Here is an 18636-nt window from a genome sequence, read left to right as displayed (position 1 = left end):
GTCACGACGTCTGTCCTTTCGTCGCGAGGCGCTTCACATACGTGTTGACCAGCACCGCCAGCAGCAGCATCACGCCCAGGAACGCCTTGAACCAGTTCGGGTCCCACCCCGCGTACACGATGCCCAGACTCGTCATCCCGAAGATGAACGCACCGATCGCCGCCCCGATCGCGTTGCCGTAGCCGCCGGTCAGCAGCGTGCCGCCGACCACCGCCGCGATGATGTAGAGGAACTCGTTGCCGACGCCGTTGCCGGCCTGCAGCGTGTTGAAGCGGTAGAGCGTGTGCATGCCCACGAACCAGCCCAGGAACGACACCGCCATGAACAAACCGATCTTGGTGCGTACGACCGGTACGCCGACCGCCCGAGCGCTGTCGGCCGACCCGCCGACGGCGTAGATCCAGTTGCCGACCCGGGCGCGTTGCAGTGTCCACGCCGCCAGGGCAACGAACAGGATCCACCACAGTACGGTGATCCAGACGGTCGCCGAGCCGAGCGTGAAACTGGACGCGAAGACCTTCTGGAGCGAGGCGAATCCGTCGATCGCGCTGATGTCACGGCTCGACACCGAGCCCGTGACCAGCTTGGTCACGCCCAGGTTGGCACCTTGGAGCACGAAGAACGTGCCCAGTGTGATCAGGAAGCTGGGGATGCCGGTGCGCATCACCAGCCAGCCGTTGACGAACCCGACGGCCAGGCAGAACGCCAGCGACAGCACCGCGCCGACCCACAGGTTGATCCCGAAGTACCAGCAGAACATCGAGTTGACCAGACCCGCGCTGACCGGCATGACCCCGGCCGACAGGTCGAACTCGCCGCCGATCATCAGCAGGCCCACGCCGACCGCGACGATCCCGATCGTCGACGACTGGTAGAGCACGGTGAAGAACGACGCCGTCGACCGGAACGACGGCGCCACCAGCAGGAAGAACACGAAGATGGCCAGCGCGGCGACCAGGGCGCCCACTTCCGGGCGGGCCAGGAGCGCACCGAGCCGGATCGGCGCGGTGCGTGTCCGTGGCTCGGCGGTGGCGACGGTCATCGGGTGTTCTTCTCGGTGAACGGCAGGATCTTGTCGATGTTGCTGCTGTCGACGAAGGACGGGCCGGTCAGCACCGGCTTGCCGCCGCCGAGGTCGTTGCCGTTCTTCAGGTAGAGGTAGAGCGAGCTGACGGCCATGTAGCCCTGCGCGTACGGCTGCTGGTCGATCGCGAACTCGACCGAGCCGTCCTTGATCTTCTTGGCCATCTCCTGGTTCAGGTCGAACGTGGCGATCTTGGCGGCCGAGGTCGCCTGCTGCTTGGCGTTGATCGCGTCCAGGGCGATCGGGGCGCCGAGCGTCACCACGTAGTCGATCGTCTTGTCCTGCGCCAGCTTGGCCTGCAGGGTCGTCGTCACGGCACTGTCGTCGGCGCCGTTGACCTGCAGGTTCTCGGTACCGGGGACGGCGCTCCGGACGCCGGCGCAGCGGGCCTCGAGGGAGACCGAGCCGGTCTGGTGGATCACGCAGAGCGGGTGCTTGGCGCCCGCGGCGGCGATTCGCTGGCCGACGCTGGTGCCGGCCACGGTCTCGTCGGAGCCGAAGTACATCAGCGCGCCGAGCTGCTTGTACTGGTCGATGCCGGCGTTGAGCCCGACGACCGGGATGCCTGCGGTGGTGGCGGCCTTGACCGACCCGGCCAGCGCGTCCGGCGTGACCAGCGTGGTCGCGATGCCGCTGACCTTGGCGTCGACCGCGCTCTGGATCAGCTGGGCCTGCTTGCCGGCGTCCGGGTCGTTGGAGTACTTCAGGGTGACACCCTCGTCCTTGGCGGCCTGCTCGGCGCCGGCGCGCACCTTGTCCCAGAACGTGTCACCGGGCGTCTCGTGGGTGACGAAGGCAATCGTGTAACCGGAGCTGCCGGCGGCGTTCCCGCCACCGGAGCTGTCCGAGTTTGATTCCTGCCGGCCTCCGTCGCTGCACGCGGCGAGGGAAAGGACCGCCACCGCTGCGGCGGCGAGGAAAGGCCTCATGCGAAAACTCCAGTCTCTTCAAGATATCTGCGCGTTCGTGTGGCGATCGACAGCGGAACATCGAAGTCGACCGGGTACATATCCTGCTCCACCACGACGAACAGGTCCGCATCGAGGTCGCCGAGGGCCGCCAGGACGGCCGGCACGTCGGGTGCGCCAGCCGGCGGGGCGACGCTCACGCCGAGCGTGACGGCCTGCGCGAACGCCAGATCCTCGGCCTCGGCGCGGGCCGCCAGCACCGGGTCCATCTGCTTGAGGTGTACGTATCCGACCCGTTCCGGGTACTTTCTGATCAGCCCGAGCACGTCCGCGCGGCGGTAGGCCAGGTGCCCGGTGTCCAGGCACAGCGACACGAACCGCGGGTCCGTCCCGTCGAGCAGCCGCTCCACCTGTGGCTGGTATTCCACCTGGTAGTCGGCGTGCGGGTGGAAGCGCAGGCGCAGACCGTACTCCTCGGCGAGGATCCGGCCGAGCACGGTGGTGTTGTCCAGCAGCGCCCGCCACTGCTCCGGCCCGAGCTCGGACGCCTCCAGGTAACCGCCGGTCGCGTCGTCGCGATAGCCCGGGACCGGGACGAACACGACGTTCTGCCCGCCGGCGGCCCGCGTCAGTTCGGCGACGCGCCGGGTCTCGGCGACCACTTCCCGGAAGTTGCGGTGCGGCCCGCCGACCCCGCCGACGGTTCCCGCCGCGCACCTCAGCCCGCGTGCCTCCAACTCCTCGGCCAGTTCTTCCGGGTCGGTCGGAAGGTAGCCGTACGGCCCCAGTTCCAGCCAGCGGTAACCGGCCACGGCCAGCTCGTCGAGGAACCGTGACCACGGGATCTGCCGCGGGTCGTCGGCGTACCAGACGCCCCACGAGTCGGGGCAACTACCGAGCTTCAACGGGCGCATGCCGCCGCCTCCGCTGCGCTCCGGTGTCGGCAGGTGTAAAAGCCTGTGCCCGATGATTCACTCGCCGGCTCGCTCATTATCGACCTCCGGGTCTCAGGTGATGACGCTGGTCACGCTTTGCTTCGAGATAGCCGGTGCGGGCGTGCCGGGTGCTGTGCAGGGTCGCCACCTCGGCCACCGGGACGTCCCACCACGCCTCCGAGGAGAGGCCGTCGGCGAGCGGGTCGGTCTCGATGTGCACCACGGTCAGACGGTCCGCCTCGCGGGCGCGTTTCAGGCCCTCGGCCAGGTCGCCCGTCGTCCGGCAGCGGATCACCGACGCACCCAGGCTCTCCGCGTTGGCGGCCAGATCGACCGGGAGCAGCGCGCCGTCGTAGTCGCCGGTCTGCGCGCTCTTGAACCGGTAGCTGGTCCCGAAACGCTGGGAGCCGACCTGCTCGGAGAGCGCCCCGATCGAGGCGAACCCGTGGTTCTGCACGAGGACCACGATGAGTTTCACGTTCTCGGCGATGGCGGTGACGATCTCCTGCGCCATCATCAGGTACGAGCCGTCGCCGACCAGCGCGTACACCTCGCGGGAGGGGTCGGCGATCTTGATCCCGAGCGCGCCGGCGATCTCGAAGCCCATGCACGAGTAGCCGTACTCCACGCAGTACTGCTTCGGGTCCCGCGCCCGCCACAGCCGCTGCAGGTCACCGGGCATGCTGCCGGCCGCCTGGACCACCACGTCACGGGCGCCGCACGCGTGGTTGACGACACCGATCACCGCCGCCTGGGTCGGCAATTCACCACCCTTTCTCCGGTACGCCCGGTCGACAGTCGCATTCCACGCGGCGACGTCGTCCTGGAAGTCACCGGTGAAGCGGCGCCCGTGCAGGGCCGGGCGCAACGCCTGCAGACCGGCCTTGGCGTCCGCGACCAGCGGCAGCGCGGCGAGTTTGCCGGCGTCGAAGGAGGCCACGTTGAGGTTCACGAAGCGCACCTGCGGATGGCGGAACGCGGTACGCGACGCCGTGGTGAAGTCCGAGTACCGCGTGCCGATGCCCAGCACCACGTCGGCGTGCCCGGCGAGCCGGTTCGCGACGGGACTGCCGGTCGCCCCGATCCCGCCGACCGCGAACGGGTGGTCCCAGCTGAGCGCACCCTTGCCGGCCTGGGTGTCCGCGACCGGGATGCCGGTCTCGCGGGCGAACCGGTCGAGCTGCGCCGACGCCTCCGAGTAGATCACTCCCCCACCGGCGACGATCAGCGGACGGCGGGCGCCGCGGATCACCGCGGCCGCGCGTTCGACCGCCAAGGGGTCCGGGGCCGGACGGGTCACGTGCCAGACGCGTTCGGCGAACAGTTCGTCCGGGAACTCGTACGCCTCGGCCTGAAGGTCCTGAGGGAGACACACGGTCACCGCGCCGGTCTCGGCCGGGTCGGTCAGCACCCGCATCGCACCGAGCAGAGCCTGCGGCAGTTGCTCCGGACGCCACACCCGGTCGAAGAACCGCGACAGCGGGCGGAACGCGTCGTTGACCGACACGTCGCCGAAGCGTGGGTCCTCCAGTTCCTGCAGCACCGGCGGGGCCACCCGGGTGGCGAACACGTCCGAGGGCAGGAGCAGCACCGGGATCCGGTTCACGGTGGCGAGCGCGGCGCCGGTGAGCATGTTGGTCGAGCCCGGGCCGATCGAGGCGGTGCAGGCCATCGTCGACAGCCGGTTGCGCATCCGCGCGTAGCCGACCGCGGTGTGCACCATCGCCTGCTCGTTGCGGGCCAGCCGGTACGGCATGTCGGGTGACCCGGTGCGCTGCGCCTGCAGCAGCGCCTGACCGATTCCGGCCACGTTGCCGTGCCCGAAGATGCCGAGGAACCCGGCGACGGCCCGCTGCCGGATCCCGTCGCGCTCGGTGAACTGGTTCGCCAGGAACCGCACGGTCGCCTGCGCGACGGTCAGCCGGTGCTTCACGCTCGCCTCCGCAGGATCAGCCGGTGCTTCACGCTCGCCTCCGCAGGATCAGCCGGTGCTTCACATTCGCCTCCCGCACGGTCAGCCGGGATTTCACGGTCGCCTCCGCTCGCGGGCCGTGGTCAGCGGTAGCCGCGGGTCGATCTTCTGGACCGCCCAGACGCCGCGGACCCAGCTGTGCGCCGGGTCGTCCCGGATCAGCCAGCGCCGCTCGCCGGGACCGGCCATGACGTTGAGGTAGTAGAGGTCGTAGCCGGGCGCGGCCATCGACGGCCCGTGCCAGCCGTACGGGATCAGCACCACGTCACCGCTGCGCACCTCCGCGCAGACGTCGATCGGGCGGTCCGCCTGGCCGTAGACGCGCTGGTAGCCGCACCCGGGCTGCCCGGACGGCGAGGGCGCCACCTCGAAGTAGTAGATCTCCTCCAGCCGGCTCTCGCCGTCGCTCTGCTCGTCGTGCTTGTGCGGCGGATACGACGACCAGTTCCCGCCCGGCGTGAGCACCTCGACCGCGATCAGCGCGTCCGCCTCGAACGACTCGGGCGTGCAGAAGTTGTTCACCTGCCGGCTCGCCGACCCGGCGCCGCGCAGTTCGACCGGCACGTCCTCGGCCGGGCCGTACCGGAACGGCAGCTGGCGGCTCGCGCGGGCGGCCGGCAGCGCGAACCGCCCCCCGTTCGGCGCCCGCAGGGTGATCTCGGCGCCGCACGGCAGGTAGGCGAAATCGGTCACGCGGGAGAAGACCGATCGGCGCCCGGTGAGCGTCAGCCGCTCGTCGTCACAGGCCACGTCGCAGCCCCCGGAGAGCGGCAGGACCAACATCTCGTCGCCGCCGGTGCCGAACTTGACCCGCCCGCCGACCGGCAGCCGGACCACCCGCAGGCCGCTGTGCGCCCACCCGGCGTTCTCCGGGTTGACCACGACGTCGAACGGGCGGACGGCGGTGGAACCGCGCGGCATCACCGGGTTCACCCGTGCCTCAGCCATGACCGGCCCGGATCAGCTCACGCACTTCGGACTCGGTGGGCATGGCGTCGGCACAGGCTAGCCGGGAGGCGACGAGAGCGCCCGCCGCGTTGGCGAAATGAATCGTCGCCGAGAGATCCCAATCGGACAGCAGGCCGTGGCAGAGTGCGCCGCCGAAAGCGTCGCCGGCGCCCAGTCCGTTGACGATCTTCACTTCCAGGGCTTGCGCGTACGCCGTCTGGCCGCGCGTGTAGGCCCGCACCCCGCCCGGCCCCTGTTTGATCACGGCCAGCTCGACGCCGTGGTCGAGCAGTGCGGCGGCGGCCTCGTCCGGGTCGCGGGTGCCGGTCGCGATCTCCACCTCGTCGAGGTTCCCGACGGCGACCGTGGCGTGGCGCAGCGCCTCGGCGTACCAGGGGCGTGGCTCGTCACCCCAGAACATGGGTCGCCAGTCCAGGTCGACGATCGTCACCCCTGATTTGTCGCGACACTTCAAGGCGGCAAGCGTCGCTTCCCGTGACGGCTCCGCGCTCAGCCCCGTGCCGGTGACCCAGAAGATTCCGGCGTCCCGGATCGCCACCGTGTCCAACTCCGGCGGAAATATCATGAGATCCGGAGCCTTGGGATAACGGTAGAAATAGAGCGGAAAATGATCAGGCGGAAAGATCTCGCAGAAGGTCACCGGCGTCGGCAGCCCGGAAACCGTCCCGACGAATTGATCGTCCACCCCGAAATTCCGCAGCGCCGCCCGCAGATATTCGCCGAACGGATCCGCACCCACCCGGGTGATGACCGCCGCGCGACGCCCGTACCGGGCCGCGGCCACCGCCACGTTGGACGGACTGCCCCCGAGGAACTTGGCGAACGTCCGGACCTCGCCCAACGGCACCCCGGCCTGCTCCGGATAGAGGTCGACGCCGATACGCCCCATCGTCAGGACTTCATGGACAGGCATGGTCGTCCCTCCGGCCGTTCACTACACGGACGCGATGAACCAGGCCTGCCAGCGGCACGCGATCACACCACGACGCTGAGTGGACCTGGTTTACATGCAATTACGGCTGTGCGTCCACGTCAATACCCGGGCGGGAACGACAAGGGGGCACGGCTTCACGCCGTACCCCCTTGATCGGATTTTGATCTTTAAGCGGCGGGACGCCACATCCGGAAGAACGGAGTGCCGTCGGGCAGAAGGATCGCGAACGGGTCCATGTCGGTGTAGCCGTAGCGGCGGTACAGCCGGACGTTGTTCTCGTTCGTGGCCTCCAGGTACGCCGGGAGACCCTCCGCGTCCAGGATGTCGTGGACGTTCTTCATCAGCTTGCCGCCCAGGCCGTGGCCCTGCATCTCCGGCCGGACGGCGAGGAACTGCAGGTGCCAGTGCTGCTCGGTGGGGTGGTTCTTCTCGAACAGCTCACCCAGCGCGCCGAAACGCTCCAGGTGCTCGCCGGCGAACGCGGTCAGCCGCTCCATGTAGCCCGGGAACTCCGGCAGCGGGGTGACCCGGTCGTACCAGACGGCGGCGGCCGCGTAGCCACCGTCCTCATGGTCGATGACCTCGACCTTGCCGTGACCGAAGGCGTACTCCGTCTCCAGCGTGAAGAACTCGGCCATGATCCGCTCGCGGTCCTCGGGGACCGGCACCAGGTACGCGTCGGCGTCCAGGTGGTCGAACGAGCGCGAGATCAGCGCGCCGATCGCCGCCAGCTCATCGGCGCGGGCGGGCCGGATGGTGAAGTCGCTCATCGGTGACCACCCGCGTAGGGGTCGTTCGCCTCGTTCAGCGCCGCGGCGAACCCGCCGCCACCGGTGGTGGTGGCGCTGCTCGCGCCGAGGCCGATGCCGGCGTAGACCTGCGGGCGGCTGCTCTTCAGGAACAGGCCCCAGATGATGCCGAGGATCAGCACCACACCGAACGACGACGGCACGACGATCGCCGGCTTGCTGCCCGGCTCGACGCCCAGCAGCGTGGCGATGTTGTCCAGCGCCAGGTAGGAGACGACGATCAGCAGGACCGCGCCGACCACCGGCGCGACGACGCGGTGCATCACGTCCTCACCCTCCGGGTTGCGGGCGAAGTAGCCGATGACCGCGAACGCGGTGAGCGTGATCAGCAGCAGGACGCCGAGGCCACCACCGGTGCCGCCCCAGAAGAAGAGCTGGACCAGCGGGTCCCAGCCGGCGACGGCGTAGGCCACGATGACGATCAGGCCGACCGCGGACTGGGCCAGCGAGCCGTTCTTCGGTGCGCCGGTGCCCGGCACCGTGCGGCCGAACAGGCGCGGCAGCACGCCCTCACGGCCGAGCGAGAACATGTACCGCGAGATGATGTTGTGGAACGAGATCATCGCGGCGATCAGCGAGGTCAGGAACAGGATGTGACCCAGGTGCAGCGCGATGCTGCCGAGCGGGCCGGACGCCAGGTTGAAGAAGAGCTCGGGGCCCTCGGCGCCGGCGCGGGCGACGACGTCGCCACCGGCCGCGGAGATCATCGCCCAGGAGGCGAACGCGTAGATGACGGCGATCAGGGCGATCGCGATGTAGGTGGCGCGCGGCACGGTGCGCTTCGGGTCGCGCGACTCCTCGGAGAAGACGACCGACTGCTCGAAACCGACGAAGCCGGTGATCGCCATGACCAGCAGCGCGCCGGCGCCCGCGCCGGTCAGCTGGGAGACGTCGACCGGGGCGGACGAGGCGTGGAAGCCGTCGGAGAGGATCTCGGCGATGCTGAAGACCACGGTCAGCGCGATCTCGGCGACCAGCAGGGTGGCCAGGACCTTGCCGTTGACGGCGACGTCACGCACGCCCAGGATGGCGACCAGCGCCCAGGCGACCAGGCCGAACGCCCACCACGGGGCGTCCAGGCCGAACCAGTCGACGAAGAGCGGCTGGGCGATCGCGCCGAAACCGCCGTACGAGGCGACCTGGAACATGTTGTAGGCGAGCAGCGCGACCCAGGAGGCACCGACGCCGACCGGACGGCCGAGGCCCCGGGAGACGTACGCGTAGAACGCGCCCGCATTGGAGATGTGCCGCGCCATCGCGACGTAGCCGACCGAGAAGATCGCCAGGACCAGCGCCACCGCGATGAACGCGATCGAGATGCCGGTCAGGCCGGTGACCGCGAGACCGGTCGGCACCACGCCGGCGACCACGGTCAGCGGGGCGGCCGCGGACATCACGAAGAAGACCACGGCGGCGACGCCGAGCCGGTTACGGGCCAGGGCGTTGGAGAGCTGGCTCTCCGAGGGTTGGGTTGCGGTCGAGGACACGCGAATCTCCATATTTATGAGGGGTGAGGGGGCAGAGCGGAAGTCAGGCGCGGCGGGCCATCACGGCGTCGCCGACAGCGGCCTCGGCGTGCGCGACGAGTTGCTGCAGCATCGCCGGGAACAGCCGGCGGAACTGGTCGAAGAGGCGGGCCCGGTCACGGGCGTTGAGGGTGGCGAGCACGTGCTGGTCCAGCCCGGTGGCGAGGATCAGCCCGGCGAGCAACAGGTCGGCCACGTCGAGCTGCTCGTCGCGGGAGACCTTGGTGCGGATGCGGGTGGCGGGCCAGCCTGCGGTCATCGAGTCGGCCGGCACGAAGGCGACCTTGGTGCCGAACAGGCCGCGTTTCTCCTCGCGCTTGATCAGGCCACCCCGGGCGAGGCGACGCTCGACCAGGTCGGTGGCGATGCCGGTGGAGAGGTAGGCGACCCAGTTGCGCACGCCGTGCTGGCCGGCCTCACGCCGGAGCTGTTCCAGCAGGGCGGTGGTGGCGGCGTCCCCGGTCGGGCGCTCGTCGATGACGATCAGCTCGGTCTCGACCAGATCGATGCGGCGCCACAACATGAGCTCGCCGAGCAGCGCGGCCCCCAGACCGAGCCCGAGCGTTGCCGGTGACAGCAGCGATTTGCCCCGGATCGTGTCGTGCGCGGTCAGGTAGAGATCATCCGCGGGCGGAAGCTGCGGCGGTGACGCCACGGCTCGTTCTCCTCTCGACGCTTTGGGAATGCCCGCGAAAATCACCGTGCGTAATCAAGGTGAGAAACCACGAAGCAAGGACGTTGCGCTCCCCGTAGCGCGACCGCGTGTAGCCTGCCAAACCGGATCGTTTCTCGCAACGTCCAGATGCGACAAATGCCGAATCCACCGTGGACGAAGTTGATCACACGGCCTGCCAGCTATTTCGAGCGTCGATCAATAACCCCGCGGGAGCTGGGGTATCACCGCGGGCTCAACGACCACGAAACCTCGATCGATGGCGAAGCACGATTCGATCACGGTGGCGGAGCGTCACATTTCAAGATCAATTACTACACTGAGTAAGTTTCCGTGCGGATAGTTGAAGGGTCAAGCTTTTCCGCGTACGGTGGTGGTGAGTTAGTTGAAGTTTCAACGGAGGTCACCGTGCGGATGCCCACCCTGTTCCTCAGCCACGGCGCGCCGCCCCTGGTGGACGACCCCACCTGGGTCGCGCAGCTGCGTGATCTGGCCGCCACCCTGCCCCGCCCGAAGGCCATCCTGATGGCCTCCGCGCACTGGGAGTCGGCCCCGTTGATGCTCGGCGCCACCGAGACCGTGCCCCTTGTGTACGACTTCGGAGGGTTCGCCCAGCGTTACTACGAGGTGCAGTACCGCGCCCCAGGTGCCCCGGTTCTGGCGGAACAGGTCGCGGCCCTGATGCCGGACGGCGAAACCGTCGCGCGGACCGATCGTGGTCTTGATCACGGCGCCTACGTGCCGCTCACGGTGATGTACCCGGAAGCGGACATTCCGGTCCTGCAGATGTCACTGCCGACCCTGGAACCCGACCGGCTCCTGGAGCTCGGCGCCCGGCTCACGCCGCTGCGTGACGAAGGCGTGCTGATCGTCGGGTCCGGTTTCACCACGCACGGTCTGCCGTTTTTGCGCGACTGGAGCCCGAACGCGGCCGCGCCCGGCTGGTCCCGCGAGTTCGACGCCTGGACCGCCGAGACGCTCGCCCGCGGGGCCGTCGACGAGCTGGCCGACTTCCGGGCGCTCGCGCCCGGGATGCCGTATGCGCACCCGACCATCGAGCACTTCGCGCCGATGTTCCTCACGCTGGGCGCGTCCGGGGCGCCGGATCAGGCTCCCGAGCAGCCGGTCGAGGGGTTCTGGATGGGCCTGTCCAAGCGCTCCTTCGTCACCGTCTGACCCATGAGCCCGGGCGCGCCGGACCGATCAACTCTCCCCCGGCCCGGCGCGCTCCGGTCCGCGCGAGCTGCGGCAACCGGGTGACCCACAGGGATCTTCCAGGGAGTTCCGGGCGTTCTTTGCAGGAACTTTGGGGATCCTTTGAGCATGCTTGAGGTCACCGCGCTCGGCTGGACCCTGACGATCGGCGTCATCGTCGCCCTGCTCGCCCTCGATTTGACCTTGGGGGTGATACGTCCGCACGTCGTCGGCTTCCGCGAGGCCGCGGGGTGGTCGATCTTCTACATCGCCGTCGCGATCGTTTTCGGGCTGGTCTTCGCGAACGTCGCCGGCTGGGGGTTCGGCACGGAATACTTCGCCGGTTACATCGTCGAGAAGAGTCTGTCCGTCGACAACCTCTTCGTCTTCGTCATCATCATGAGCACGTTCGCCGTCCCGGAGCGCTACCAGCAGGAGGTGCTGACCTTCGGGATCATCATCGCCCTGGTGCTGCGCGTCGTGTTCATCGCGCTCGGGGCGACGCTGCTCAACCTCTTCTCGTTCATGTTCCTGATCTTCGGGCTGATCCTGATCTACACCGCGGTGCAGCTCTTCCGGCACCGCGACGAGGATCCCAGCATCGACGACAACGCACTGGTCAAGGCCGGTCGCCGCTTCCTGCCCGTCACCGAGGACTACGTCGACGGCAAGATGATCACCCGGATCGACGGGAAGCGGATGGTCACGCCGCTGTTCCTGGTCCTGCTCGCGATCGGCAGCACCGACATCCTGTTCGCGCTCGACTCGATCCCCGCGGTCTTCGGGGTGACCGAGGAGGCGTACATCGTCTTCGTCGCCAACGCGTTCGCCCTGCTCGGTCTGCGTGCCCTGTTCTTCCTGGTCAAGGGCCTGCTCGACCGCCTGGTCTACCTGTCGACCGGGCTCGCGGTGATCCTCGCGTTCATCGGGGTGAAACTGGTGCTGCACTGGGCACACAAGAGCCTGAGCGACTCGGTGCCGGAGGTCAGCACCCCGGTCTCGCTCGTGGTGATCATCGGCATCCTGGTCGTCACCACGGTCGCCAGCCTGATCAAATCCCGTCGTGACCCGTCACTGAAAGCCCACGCCGGCAGCCTGCGCCCGCACCCCGAGCACGAGCCCCGGGACTGAGGTCACCGGCCCCGGACGGGGAACCGCCCCCGGCACGCATCGCGCCGGGGGCGGTCACGGGTCGGCCCGCGCGGCCCGGGGACGGTCCGGGCCGGGCGCGGGAACCCGCCGGGTCGGCTCCACGACCCGAGGTCCTGCTGCTACCGCTACTGCTGGTCGCTGAGGCTGTACGACGAGAACGCCCGGTGGTAGCGACGCTCGGCGTCCTGACGGTTGAGGATGGCCTCGATCTCGCGGGTCTCCTCGGCGGTGTGCCGGCCCAGGACGAGGTCCAACTCGGTCCGCTCGGCGCCGGTGCGGAACGCGGCGAGCTCGGCGGACAACTGGCGGTGAGCGCGGCGCTCGGCGACCCGGTTCGAGATCGTCCTGCGGATTTCACGAATGAACGGCATGGCGCACTCCTTAACGGATAGTGACGGAGAAAGCCTCGTCGCTTCCGGGTACAACACTGCCGGGTTATCGCGTCATCCCCAAATCAAGCAGGTAAAACTTGGAAGATGAAAGTGACCGCCGCCACCGTATTGCGGTAACCCAGCTCACTCTCCGTCGCCAATCCCCAGGTCAGCGAACCCTCGTGATCTCCGACACCGGGTGCTGCGGCCCGGACCACCGGCGGCCTCGCATGCGAGGCGCGCGCGACGCCCGCCGGGGGTCCGGGCCGTAGCGCGGGGCACCCTTTCCGGCCGGCTCGCACCGCGGTACCGAGCCACTGATGATCACGGTGAGAACCGATCGGCGACGGCGAGCTGCGGCCGTGCGCACCCGCCTGCGTCGCGGGCCCCGACGGGCGGGCACGGCTGCTCACGACGTACCTGATCAGGGGGGAGAAGGACCACGGCGGAGCTCACGCCGGCGAGGCCGGCTCCGGGAAAGGGCCTCCGTCGAGCGCCTGCAACCGCGACGACAGCTGCGTCCGCGAGCGCACGCCCAGCTTGCGATAGACACGGGTGAGGGTGGCCTCGACCGTCTTCACGCTCAGGTACAACCGGCTGGCGATCTCCCGGTTGCTGGCGCCGTCGCGGACCAGCTGGGCGATCCGCAGTTCGGTCGAGGTCAGGCCCTGCTCGGGGGCCAGGCTGCCCTCGGTCCGGGCGAGGGCGCGTTCGGTCTCCTCGGCCCAGGGCCGCGCGTCGGCGGACAGGAAGATCGCCAGTGCGGCGCCGATCAGCAGGCGCGCGGCGGCATAGCGACGGCGACGGCGTTCCGCTCCCCCGGCGACGAGCAGCGCGTGCCCCTGCTCGACGGGCTGCCGCAGCTGCTCGAACAGCTGCGCCGCCGACGTCGACAGTTCCACCGCGGAATCGGCCTGCCCGCTCTCGGAGTGCACGATCGCGGTGGCCCGGTCCAGGTATCCGGCCAGCGCCGGACTGCTCCCGAGCTGCTCAGCGGCCTTGCGCGCGTGCGCCAGGGTCTCCGCCGCCTCCACGTGCTCGCCGAGCGCGGCGAGACCGGCGGCCAGGTCGGCGTGCCAGCGGACGATCATCGGGTCGGAGTTGCCGGCCTCGGCCTCCAGGTCGCGCAGCCGGCGCAGCGCCGCCACCCCGGCGCGGGTGTCCCCGGAACGCAGCCCGGCCTGCCCCAGCGCGTGCAGATTCCGTCGCAGGTAGAGGTTGTCACCCTCCTGTTCGGACGCGCGGATGCCCCGCTGCGCGAACCCGGCGGCCGCGGACAGGCTGCCCCCGGCAAGTTCGGCGACGGCGGCGGTGTACCACGTCGGGCCGGGGCTGAGGCCGGCTTCCTGCGCGGCCTGGACGGCGCGATGCGCGTACCGCAGCGCCTCCCGGCAGCGACCGGCGCGCGTCGCCACCTCGGAGAGGCTGCGCAGCACCTCGACGCGGGCCTCGCCGATCCGGTCGTGTTCGGCGACCGCGAGCAGCCGCAGCAGTTCGGCGCGGGCCTCGTCGAGCCGGTCGTCGATCAGGGCGAACCGGGCGGCCATGTAGTGCGGCCCGAGGTGCAGCCAGTCCGGCGCCGGGGAGGCCGGCAGGGCGAGCGCGCGGGCCAGCGAGTCACGCCATTCCGGTTCGCCGCGCATCCGCTGGATCTGGGCGAGCCCGCTGAGCGCCATCGCCTCGCTGGTCGCGTCGCCGGCCCGGTGCGCGATGGCGGCGGTGCTCAGCGCCTCGGCGGCGGCCCGGTCCGGGTCACCGGTGATCATCGCCTGCCAGATGAGCCGCAACCGGACCGGCGCGAGCAGCGCCGGATCGTCCCCGGCCTCGGCCAGGGCGGCCGCGAACATCTCGCCCATCTCCCCGAGAGCCTGACCGGCAAGATCAATAAGAACCACCCTGGCCCGTACGCGGTGACCAGCCGGAGCATCCGCGGCGATCACCGCCTCGGCGGCCCGTCCGGCCAGAGCCGGGGAGCCACCGGTCAGTGCCGTCCGGGCCGCGGCGACCAGCCAGTCCAGGCGGGCGGCGGCCAGCTGGTGCGGGGCGCGGTCGGCGGCGAGCAGGTACAGCTCGGCGGCGGTCCGGTCGGCGCCGCGGGCCGCGCACTGGTTCGCGGCGTCGGCGAGCCGCCGGGCGACGGTCGTATCCGGCCGGGCGCTGCGCAGCGCCCGGTGCCGGAGGGCGTCGAGCGGGTCGAGCGCGGCCCCGGCGAGCGCGGCGTGCGTGGCGGCCCGGTCACCGGCCCCGGTCTCCTCGACCAGCACCTGCGCGACCAGGGGTGGCGTGAACCGGATCGCCTCCCCGGTCAGCTCGACGACCCCGGCCGTGGCGGCCAGCCGCAGCTCCCGGTCGGCGTCGTCCCGCCCGGCGCGCAGCAGCAGGGTGATCGTCGGGTCGGTGGCCAGCGCCGCCACCAGCAGCGTCGCCCGGACGTCGGCGGTCAGGCCGATCAGCAGGTCACGAGCGAGGTCGCGGGCGGCCTCGGGCAGCTGGGCGGGACGCCACACCGGCCCGTCGGCGTCGGTGCTGCCGAGGGCGAGGGCCAGGAACGGGTTGCCGGCGCTGGCCCGGTGCAGGCGGCTCGCGGTGCGGCAGGGCAGGCCACGGGCCTCCAGCATGGCGGTGAGGTCGTCCGGGGCGAGCGGCGGCACGGCGATCTCGGCGACCGGGGCCGGGACGAGCCGGGCGGCCCGGCGGTGACCGGTCCGGTCGGGGCGGCGTTCGGCGGCGACGGCGCGGATCCGCGGGCCGGGGCGTCGGCGCATCGCGAACGCGATCAGCGCGGCCGACTCCGGGTCGAGCCACTGCACGTCGTCGAGGACCAGCAGCACGCCGGCGCCGCGGGAACTGTGCGTGAGCAGGGCCGGGAGAAGCAGACGGCGGGCGAGGGCCGGCACGCCGGTGCGGGGCGGCCGGCCCTGACGCAGGGCGGCGAGCGCATTGCGGGCGGCGGGCGGGAGGGACGCGACCGCGTCCGGCGGGACCTGCCGGACGAGGTCGGCGATTCCCGCGTACGCCACGGTGCGCTCGCCCCGGGCTGGTCGCAGGCGAAGAACGAGTTCGCCACGAGCCGCGGCCTGATCGGCGACGGCTTCCAGGAGCGCGCTCTTGCCGATCCCGGGCGGCCCGTGGAGCGTCACCCCGCCACCGACGGCGAGGCGATTATCGATCTCCAAAAGCAACGCTGCCCGGCCGACAAGTTCCGGCAAGCGCCACCCCCTAGGGTTCTGAGCTGGGCTCAGCCTAGGGAGCGACTGCCGTATGCATCAATGCGTATTTCATCACTTGCTCTGCGAGGTCACCGATGTGGCGGTCACCGCACCGTCCGAACCGGTCGCGCCCTTGACCGTGATCGAGTCGCCGGTCCGGACGTCGGTGATCTTGCCCTTCTTGGCCGTCGCCACCGTCGTCCTGCCGTCGGTGTTGACCGTGACGACCGTGCCGTCCGCGGTCTGCACGTAGATCGTGGTGCCGCTGACCAGCTTGACCGTGCCCGTGGTGTCGGCCGCGGCCGCGGTCGTCCCGCTGCCCGTCCCGGTCCCGGTGCCCGTTCCGGTGCCGCCGCCGAAGTTGCCGCCGCCCGGGAAGCCGCTGGCGCTCAGCCCGCCGGGGAAGTTCCCGCCGCCGGAGCCCCGGGTGCCGCCGCCCGGGAAGCCGGAGGTGGCGGTCGTGGACGTGCCCCACTGCTTCTGCGAGTAGATGCCGCCGAGGAAGCCACCCATCAGCAGTACGGCCACACCCAGCCCGATCGTGCCCTTGTTCCACCATTTCTTGGGCGCGACCGCGGCGAGTTCCTCGGCCAGGCCCTCGTGGCCGGCGTCGCCGGGCCCGTCCGGATCGGCGGGCGCCGCCACGGTCGGCAGGAGTGCGGTCTCGTCGTTCATCCGGTTCACTTCTCAGTCCTCACTCGTAGCGCAGCGCGTCGATGGGACGCAGGCGGGCGGCGCGGGCGGCGGGCAGGCCGCCGAAGAACAGCCCGATCGCGACGGACACACCGACGGCGAGCCCGATCGAACTGGGCACGATCACCGGTTTGACACCGACGATCGTGAAGTGGCTGCCGATCAGCGCGGCGGCCACGCCGAGGGCGCCACCGAGCACGCTCAGCAGGGTCGCCTCGATCAGGAACTGGGTCAGGATCACCCGGCGCGGGGCGCCGAGCGCCTTGCGGATGCCGATCTCGCGGGTTCGTTCGGTGACCGTGACCAGCATGATGTTGGTGATCCCGATGCCGCCGACCAGCAGACTGATCGCGGCGACCGCGCCGAGCAGCGTGGTGAACGTGTCCGCGGTCTCGGTCTGCGTCTCCAGCAGCGAGGAGGCGTTCTGGATCCGGTACGGCGTACTGGAGTTGCTGTTCCTGCCGCTACCGCTGCGGGACGTGGTGGACGTCGACTTCACGTTCAGCTGCTGGTCGAGGATCGTGGAGACCTCGCTCTGCACCGCGTCGACCTTGTCCGGATCCTTGGCCTCGACGATGATCGAGGTCAGCGAGCCGTAGCCGGCGAGCACCTGCTGCACGGCGGTGAGCGGGGCGACCGCGGTGTCGTTGGAGTCCTGGAAGCCGGTGGAGCTCTTCTCCTTCAGCACGCCGACCACGGTGAACAACGCGCCGCTCACGGTGACCTGCTTGTCGATCGGGTCGACGCCGGGGAACAGTTCCTCGGCGACGGTCTGCCCGATCACCACGACCCGCCGGCCCTGGGTGACGTCGTCCGCGGTGAACGACGCGCCCTTCTCGATCGGGGTGCTGGACGCGCCGAACCAGGCCGGCGTGGTGCCGACGAACGTGGCGACGGAGTGGTCGGTGCCCTCGTACGTCATCGTCGCCGACGACGCGCTGACCACCGGCGACACCGACTTGATGTCCGGGGCCAGCTCCGGGTCGATCAGCGCGTCGGACATCTTCTTGGTCAGGGCCGTGGAACTGGACCCGCCACGGCCGGTGCTCATCACGGTGATGGTGTTGGTGCCGAGGGCCTCGATCCGGTCGCTGATCGCCTTGGCCGAGCCGTTGCCGACCGCGACCAGCAGGATCACCGCGGCGACACCGATCAGGATGCCGAGCATGGTCAGTGCCGAGCGCAGCTTGTTGGCCGAGAGTCCCCGCAGCGAGAACCTGACCACCTCGAGAAAGTTCATGCCGACACTCCGCTTCGCTCCGCGCCGGCCCGAACTTCGAGGAAGCTCAGCCTGATCAGTTCTTCGCTTCGCTCAGTCATGCGCTGTGCCGACCCCCGTTCCCGTCGGAGGCGGCGCTGCCGTAGGTGGTTCCGGCGCCGGCTCGAGCGGCGACGCCGTGACCGGCCGCGAGGTGACCGCTGGCCACCTGCTGCACCCTGGCGTGGGCGGCGGCCGCACCGATCGGCGGGAGCTCGATCGGGGACTGCCGGGTGTCGGTCACGATCGAGCCGTCGACCAGGCGGATCAGCCGCTTGGCGCGGGCCCCGACCTCGTCCTCGTGCGTGATGATGACAATGGTCCGGCCGGCCGCGCTGAGGTCGTCGAAGACCTGCAGCACGTCGTCGGTGGACTTGCTGTCGAGGTTACCGGTGGGCTCGTCGGCTAGCAGCAGGGCCGGCTCGGTGACCAGGGCCCGGGCCACCGCGACGCGCTGCTGCTGACCGCCGGAGAGCTGGTTCGGCTCGTGGCCGGCCCGGTCGGCGAGCCCGACGACGTCGAGCGCCGCCATCGCACGCTTGCGGCGTTCCCTGGGTTTGACTCCGGCGTACGCGAGCGGCAGCTCCACGTTGGCCACCGCGGTCGTACGGGGAATGAGGTTGAACGCCTGGAAGATGAACCCGATGAGCCGGTTCCGGGCCAGCGCCAGCTGGGCGTCGGAAAGCGTTCCGACCTCGACGCCGTCCAGCTTGTAGGACCCGGACGTGGGGACGTCGAGCGCCCCGAGAATGTTCATCAGCGTCGACTTGCCCGAACCGGACGAACCCATGATCGCCACGTAGTCGCCGCGGTGGACGGTCATCGTCGCTCCGCGCAGGGCGTGCACGGTGGCCTCGCCCGTACCGTAGATCTTCTTCAGGTCCGTGACCTCGAGGACCGGCCGGCTCATCGGGACCTGCGCTGCGCTCCGGCGCCCCGATGAGTTGAT

Annotated in this window: 16 protein-coding genes; 2 read left to right on the top strand and 14 right to left on the bottom strand. The window is 70.2% G+C overall.

Annotated features, from left to right (window positions below; genetic code table 11):
• Position 1: 1 nt before the first annotated feature.
• From ACH442_RS13315 to ACH442_RS13275, 9 genes are all read right to left on the bottom strand, one after another.
• On the bottom strand, positions 2–1042 hold the full coding sequence (locus ACH442_RS13315; protein ID WP_396338229.1) for an ABC transporter permease: 1041 nt from the start codon (positions 1040–1042) through the stop codon (positions 2–4).
• A complete protein-coding gene (locus tag ACH442_RS13310) occupies positions 1039–2013 on the bottom strand; it encodes a sugar ABC transporter substrate-binding protein (RefSeq protein ID WP_396338228.1) in 975 nt (324 codons plus the stop codon). The genes ACH442_RS13315 and ACH442_RS13310 overlap by 4 nt, the downstream gene beginning before the upstream one ends.
• Positions 2010–2906, bottom strand: a complete 897-nt coding sequence (locus tag ACH442_RS13305; protein ID WP_396338227.1) for a TIM barrel protein — start codon at positions 2904–2906, stop codon at positions 2010–2012. Before ACH442_RS13305 ends, ACH442_RS13310 begins: the two co-directional genes overlap by 4 nt.
• Before the next feature lie 76 nt (positions 2907–2982).
• Entirely contained in the window at positions 2983–4860 is a 1878-nt protein-coding gene (gene iolD, locus ACH442_RS13300) for a 3D-(3,5/4)-trihydroxycyclohexane-1,2-dione acylhydrolase (decyclizing) (RefSeq protein ID WP_396338226.1), read from the bottom strand.
• A gap of 93 nt (positions 4861–4953) precedes the next feature.
• A complete protein-coding gene (gene iolB / locus ACH442_RS13295; RefSeq protein ID WP_396338225.1) occupies positions 4954–5847 on the bottom strand; it encodes a 5-deoxy-glucuronate isomerase in 894 nt (297 codons plus the stop codon).
• Positions 5840–6781, bottom strand: coding sequence for a 5-dehydro-2-deoxygluconokinase (gene iolC / locus ACH442_RS13290; protein ID WP_396338224.1), 942 nt, complete (start codon positions 6779–6781; stop codon positions 5840–5842). The genes iolB and iolC overlap by 8 nt, the downstream gene beginning before the upstream one ends.
• 188 nt (positions 6782–6969) lie before the next feature.
• Entirely contained in the window at positions 6970–7572 is a 603-nt protein-coding gene (locus ACH442_RS13285; protein WP_396338223.1) for a GNAT family N-acetyltransferase, read from the bottom strand.
• On the bottom strand, positions 7569–9098 hold the full coding sequence (locus tag ACH442_RS13280; protein ID WP_396338222.1) for an APC family permease: 1530 nt from the start codon (positions 9096–9098) through the stop codon (positions 7569–7571). Before ACH442_RS13280 ends, ACH442_RS13285 begins: the two co-directional genes overlap by 4 nt.
• Positions 9099–9141: 43 nt before the next feature.
• The gene (locus tag ACH442_RS13275; protein WP_396338221.1) at positions 9142–9792 is read right to left on the bottom strand and encodes a GPP34 family phosphoprotein; all 651 of its coding nucleotides are present in this window, start codon (positions 9790–9792) and stop codon (positions 9142–9144) included.
• Positions 9793–10224: 432 nt separating this feature from the next.
• Here ACH442_RS13275 and ACH442_RS13270 point away from each other — a divergent pair, with 432 nt between their 5' ends.
• On the top strand, positions 10225–10986 hold the full coding sequence (locus tag ACH442_RS13270) for a dioxygenase (protein WP_396338594.1): 762 nt from the start codon (positions 10225–10227) through the stop codon (positions 10984–10986).
• Between the two features lie 147 nt (positions 10987–11133).
• On the top strand, positions 11134–12135 hold the full coding sequence (locus ACH442_RS13265) for a TerC family protein (RefSeq protein WP_396338220.1): 1002 nt from the start codon (positions 11134–11136) through the stop codon (positions 12133–12135).
• A gap of 146 nt (positions 12136–12281) precedes the next feature.
• Here ACH442_RS13265 and ACH442_RS13260 read toward each other — a convergent pair whose 3' ends face one another.
• From ACH442_RS13260 to ACH442_RS13240, 5 genes are all read right to left on the bottom strand, one after another.
• A complete protein-coding gene (locus ACH442_RS13260) occupies positions 12282–12527 on the bottom strand; it encodes a hypothetical protein (RefSeq protein WP_396338219.1) in 246 nt (81 codons plus the stop codon).
• Positions 12528–12979: 452 nt separating this feature from the next.
• The gene (locus ACH442_RS13255; protein WP_396338218.1) at positions 12980–15667 is read right to left on the bottom strand and encodes an AAA family ATPase; all 2688 of its coding nucleotides are present in this window, start codon (positions 15665–15667) and stop codon (positions 12980–12982) included.
• A 141-nt stretch (positions 15668–15808) separates the two neighbouring features.
• Complete coding sequence (locus ACH442_RS13250; RefSeq protein ID WP_396338217.1) at positions 15809–16411, bottom strand: hypothetical protein; 603 nt, start codon at positions 16409–16411, stop codon at positions 15809–15811.
• Between the two features lie 19 nt (positions 16412–16430).
• Positions 16431–17669, bottom strand: coding sequence for an ABC transporter permease (locus ACH442_RS13245; protein WP_396338216.1), 1239 nt, complete (start codon positions 17667–17669; stop codon positions 16431–16433).
• A 76-nt stretch (positions 17670–17745) separates the two neighbouring features.
• The gene (locus ACH442_RS13240) at positions 17746–18597 is read right to left on the bottom strand and encodes an ABC transporter ATP-binding protein (RefSeq protein ID WP_396338215.1); all 852 of its coding nucleotides are present in this window, start codon (positions 18595–18597) and stop codon (positions 17746–17748) included.
• Positions 18598–18636 lie beyond the last annotated feature (39 nt).

The sequence above is a fragment of the Actinoplanes sp. NPDC020271 genome (assembly GCF_044388125.1).
GTDB lineage: Bacteria > Actinomycetota > Actinomycetes > Mycobacteriales > Micromonosporaceae > Actinoplanes.
The sequence above is the reverse complement of the archived record's forward strand: the minus strand, read 5'-3'. Positions and strand labels throughout refer to the sequence as shown.

What these genes read in the sequence shown, in the direction of transcription:
- ACH442_RS13315 (WP_396338229.1), bottom strand. Translation starts at nt 1,042, where the DNA reads ATGACCGTCGCCACCGCCGAGCCACGGACACGCACCGCGCCGATCCGG.
- ACH442_RS13310 (WP_396338228.1), bottom strand. Translation starts at nt 2,013, where the DNA reads ATGAGGCCTTTCCTCGCCGCCGCAGCGGTGGCGGTCCTTTCCCTCGCC.
- ACH442_RS13305 (WP_396338227.1), bottom strand. Translation starts at nt 2,906, where the DNA reads ATGCGCCCGTTGAAGCTCGGTAGTTGCCCCGACTCGTGGGGCGTCTGG.
- iolB (WP_396338225.1), bottom strand. Translation starts at nt 5,847, where the DNA reads ATGGCTGAGGCACGGGTGAACCCGGTGATGCCGCGCGGTTCCACCGCC.
- iolC (WP_396338224.1), bottom strand. Translation starts at nt 6,781, where the DNA reads ATGCCTGTCCATGAAGTCCTGACGATGGGGCGTATCGGCGTCGACCTC.
- ACH442_RS13285 (WP_396338223.1), bottom strand. Translation starts at nt 7,572, where the DNA reads ATGAGCGACTTCACCATCCGGCCCGCCCGCGCCGATGAGCTGGCGGCG.
- ACH442_RS13270 (WP_396338594.1), top strand. Translation starts at nt 10,225, where the DNA reads ATGCCCACCCTGTTCCTCAGCCACGGCGCGCCGCCCCTGGTGGACGAC.
- ACH442_RS13265 (WP_396338220.1), top strand. Translation starts at nt 11,134, where the DNA reads ATGCTTGAGGTCACCGCGCTCGGCTGGACCCTGACGATCGGCGTCATC.
- ACH442_RS13260 (WP_396338219.1), bottom strand. Translation starts at nt 12,527, where the DNA reads ATGCCGTTCATTCGTGAAATCCGCAGGACGATCTCGAACCGGGTCGCC.
- ACH442_RS13250 (WP_396338217.1), bottom strand. Translation starts at nt 16,411, where the DNA reads ATGAACGACGAGACCGCACTCCTGCCGACCGTGGCGGCGCCCGCCGAT.
- ACH442_RS13245 (WP_396338216.1), bottom strand. Translation starts at nt 17,669, where the DNA reads ATGAACTTTCTCGAGGTGGTCAGGTTCTCGCTGCGGGGACTCTCGGCC.
- ACH442_RS13240 (WP_396338215.1), bottom strand. Translation starts at nt 18,597, where the DNA reads ATGAGCCGGCCGGTCCTCGAGGTCACGGACCTGAAGAAGATCTACGGT.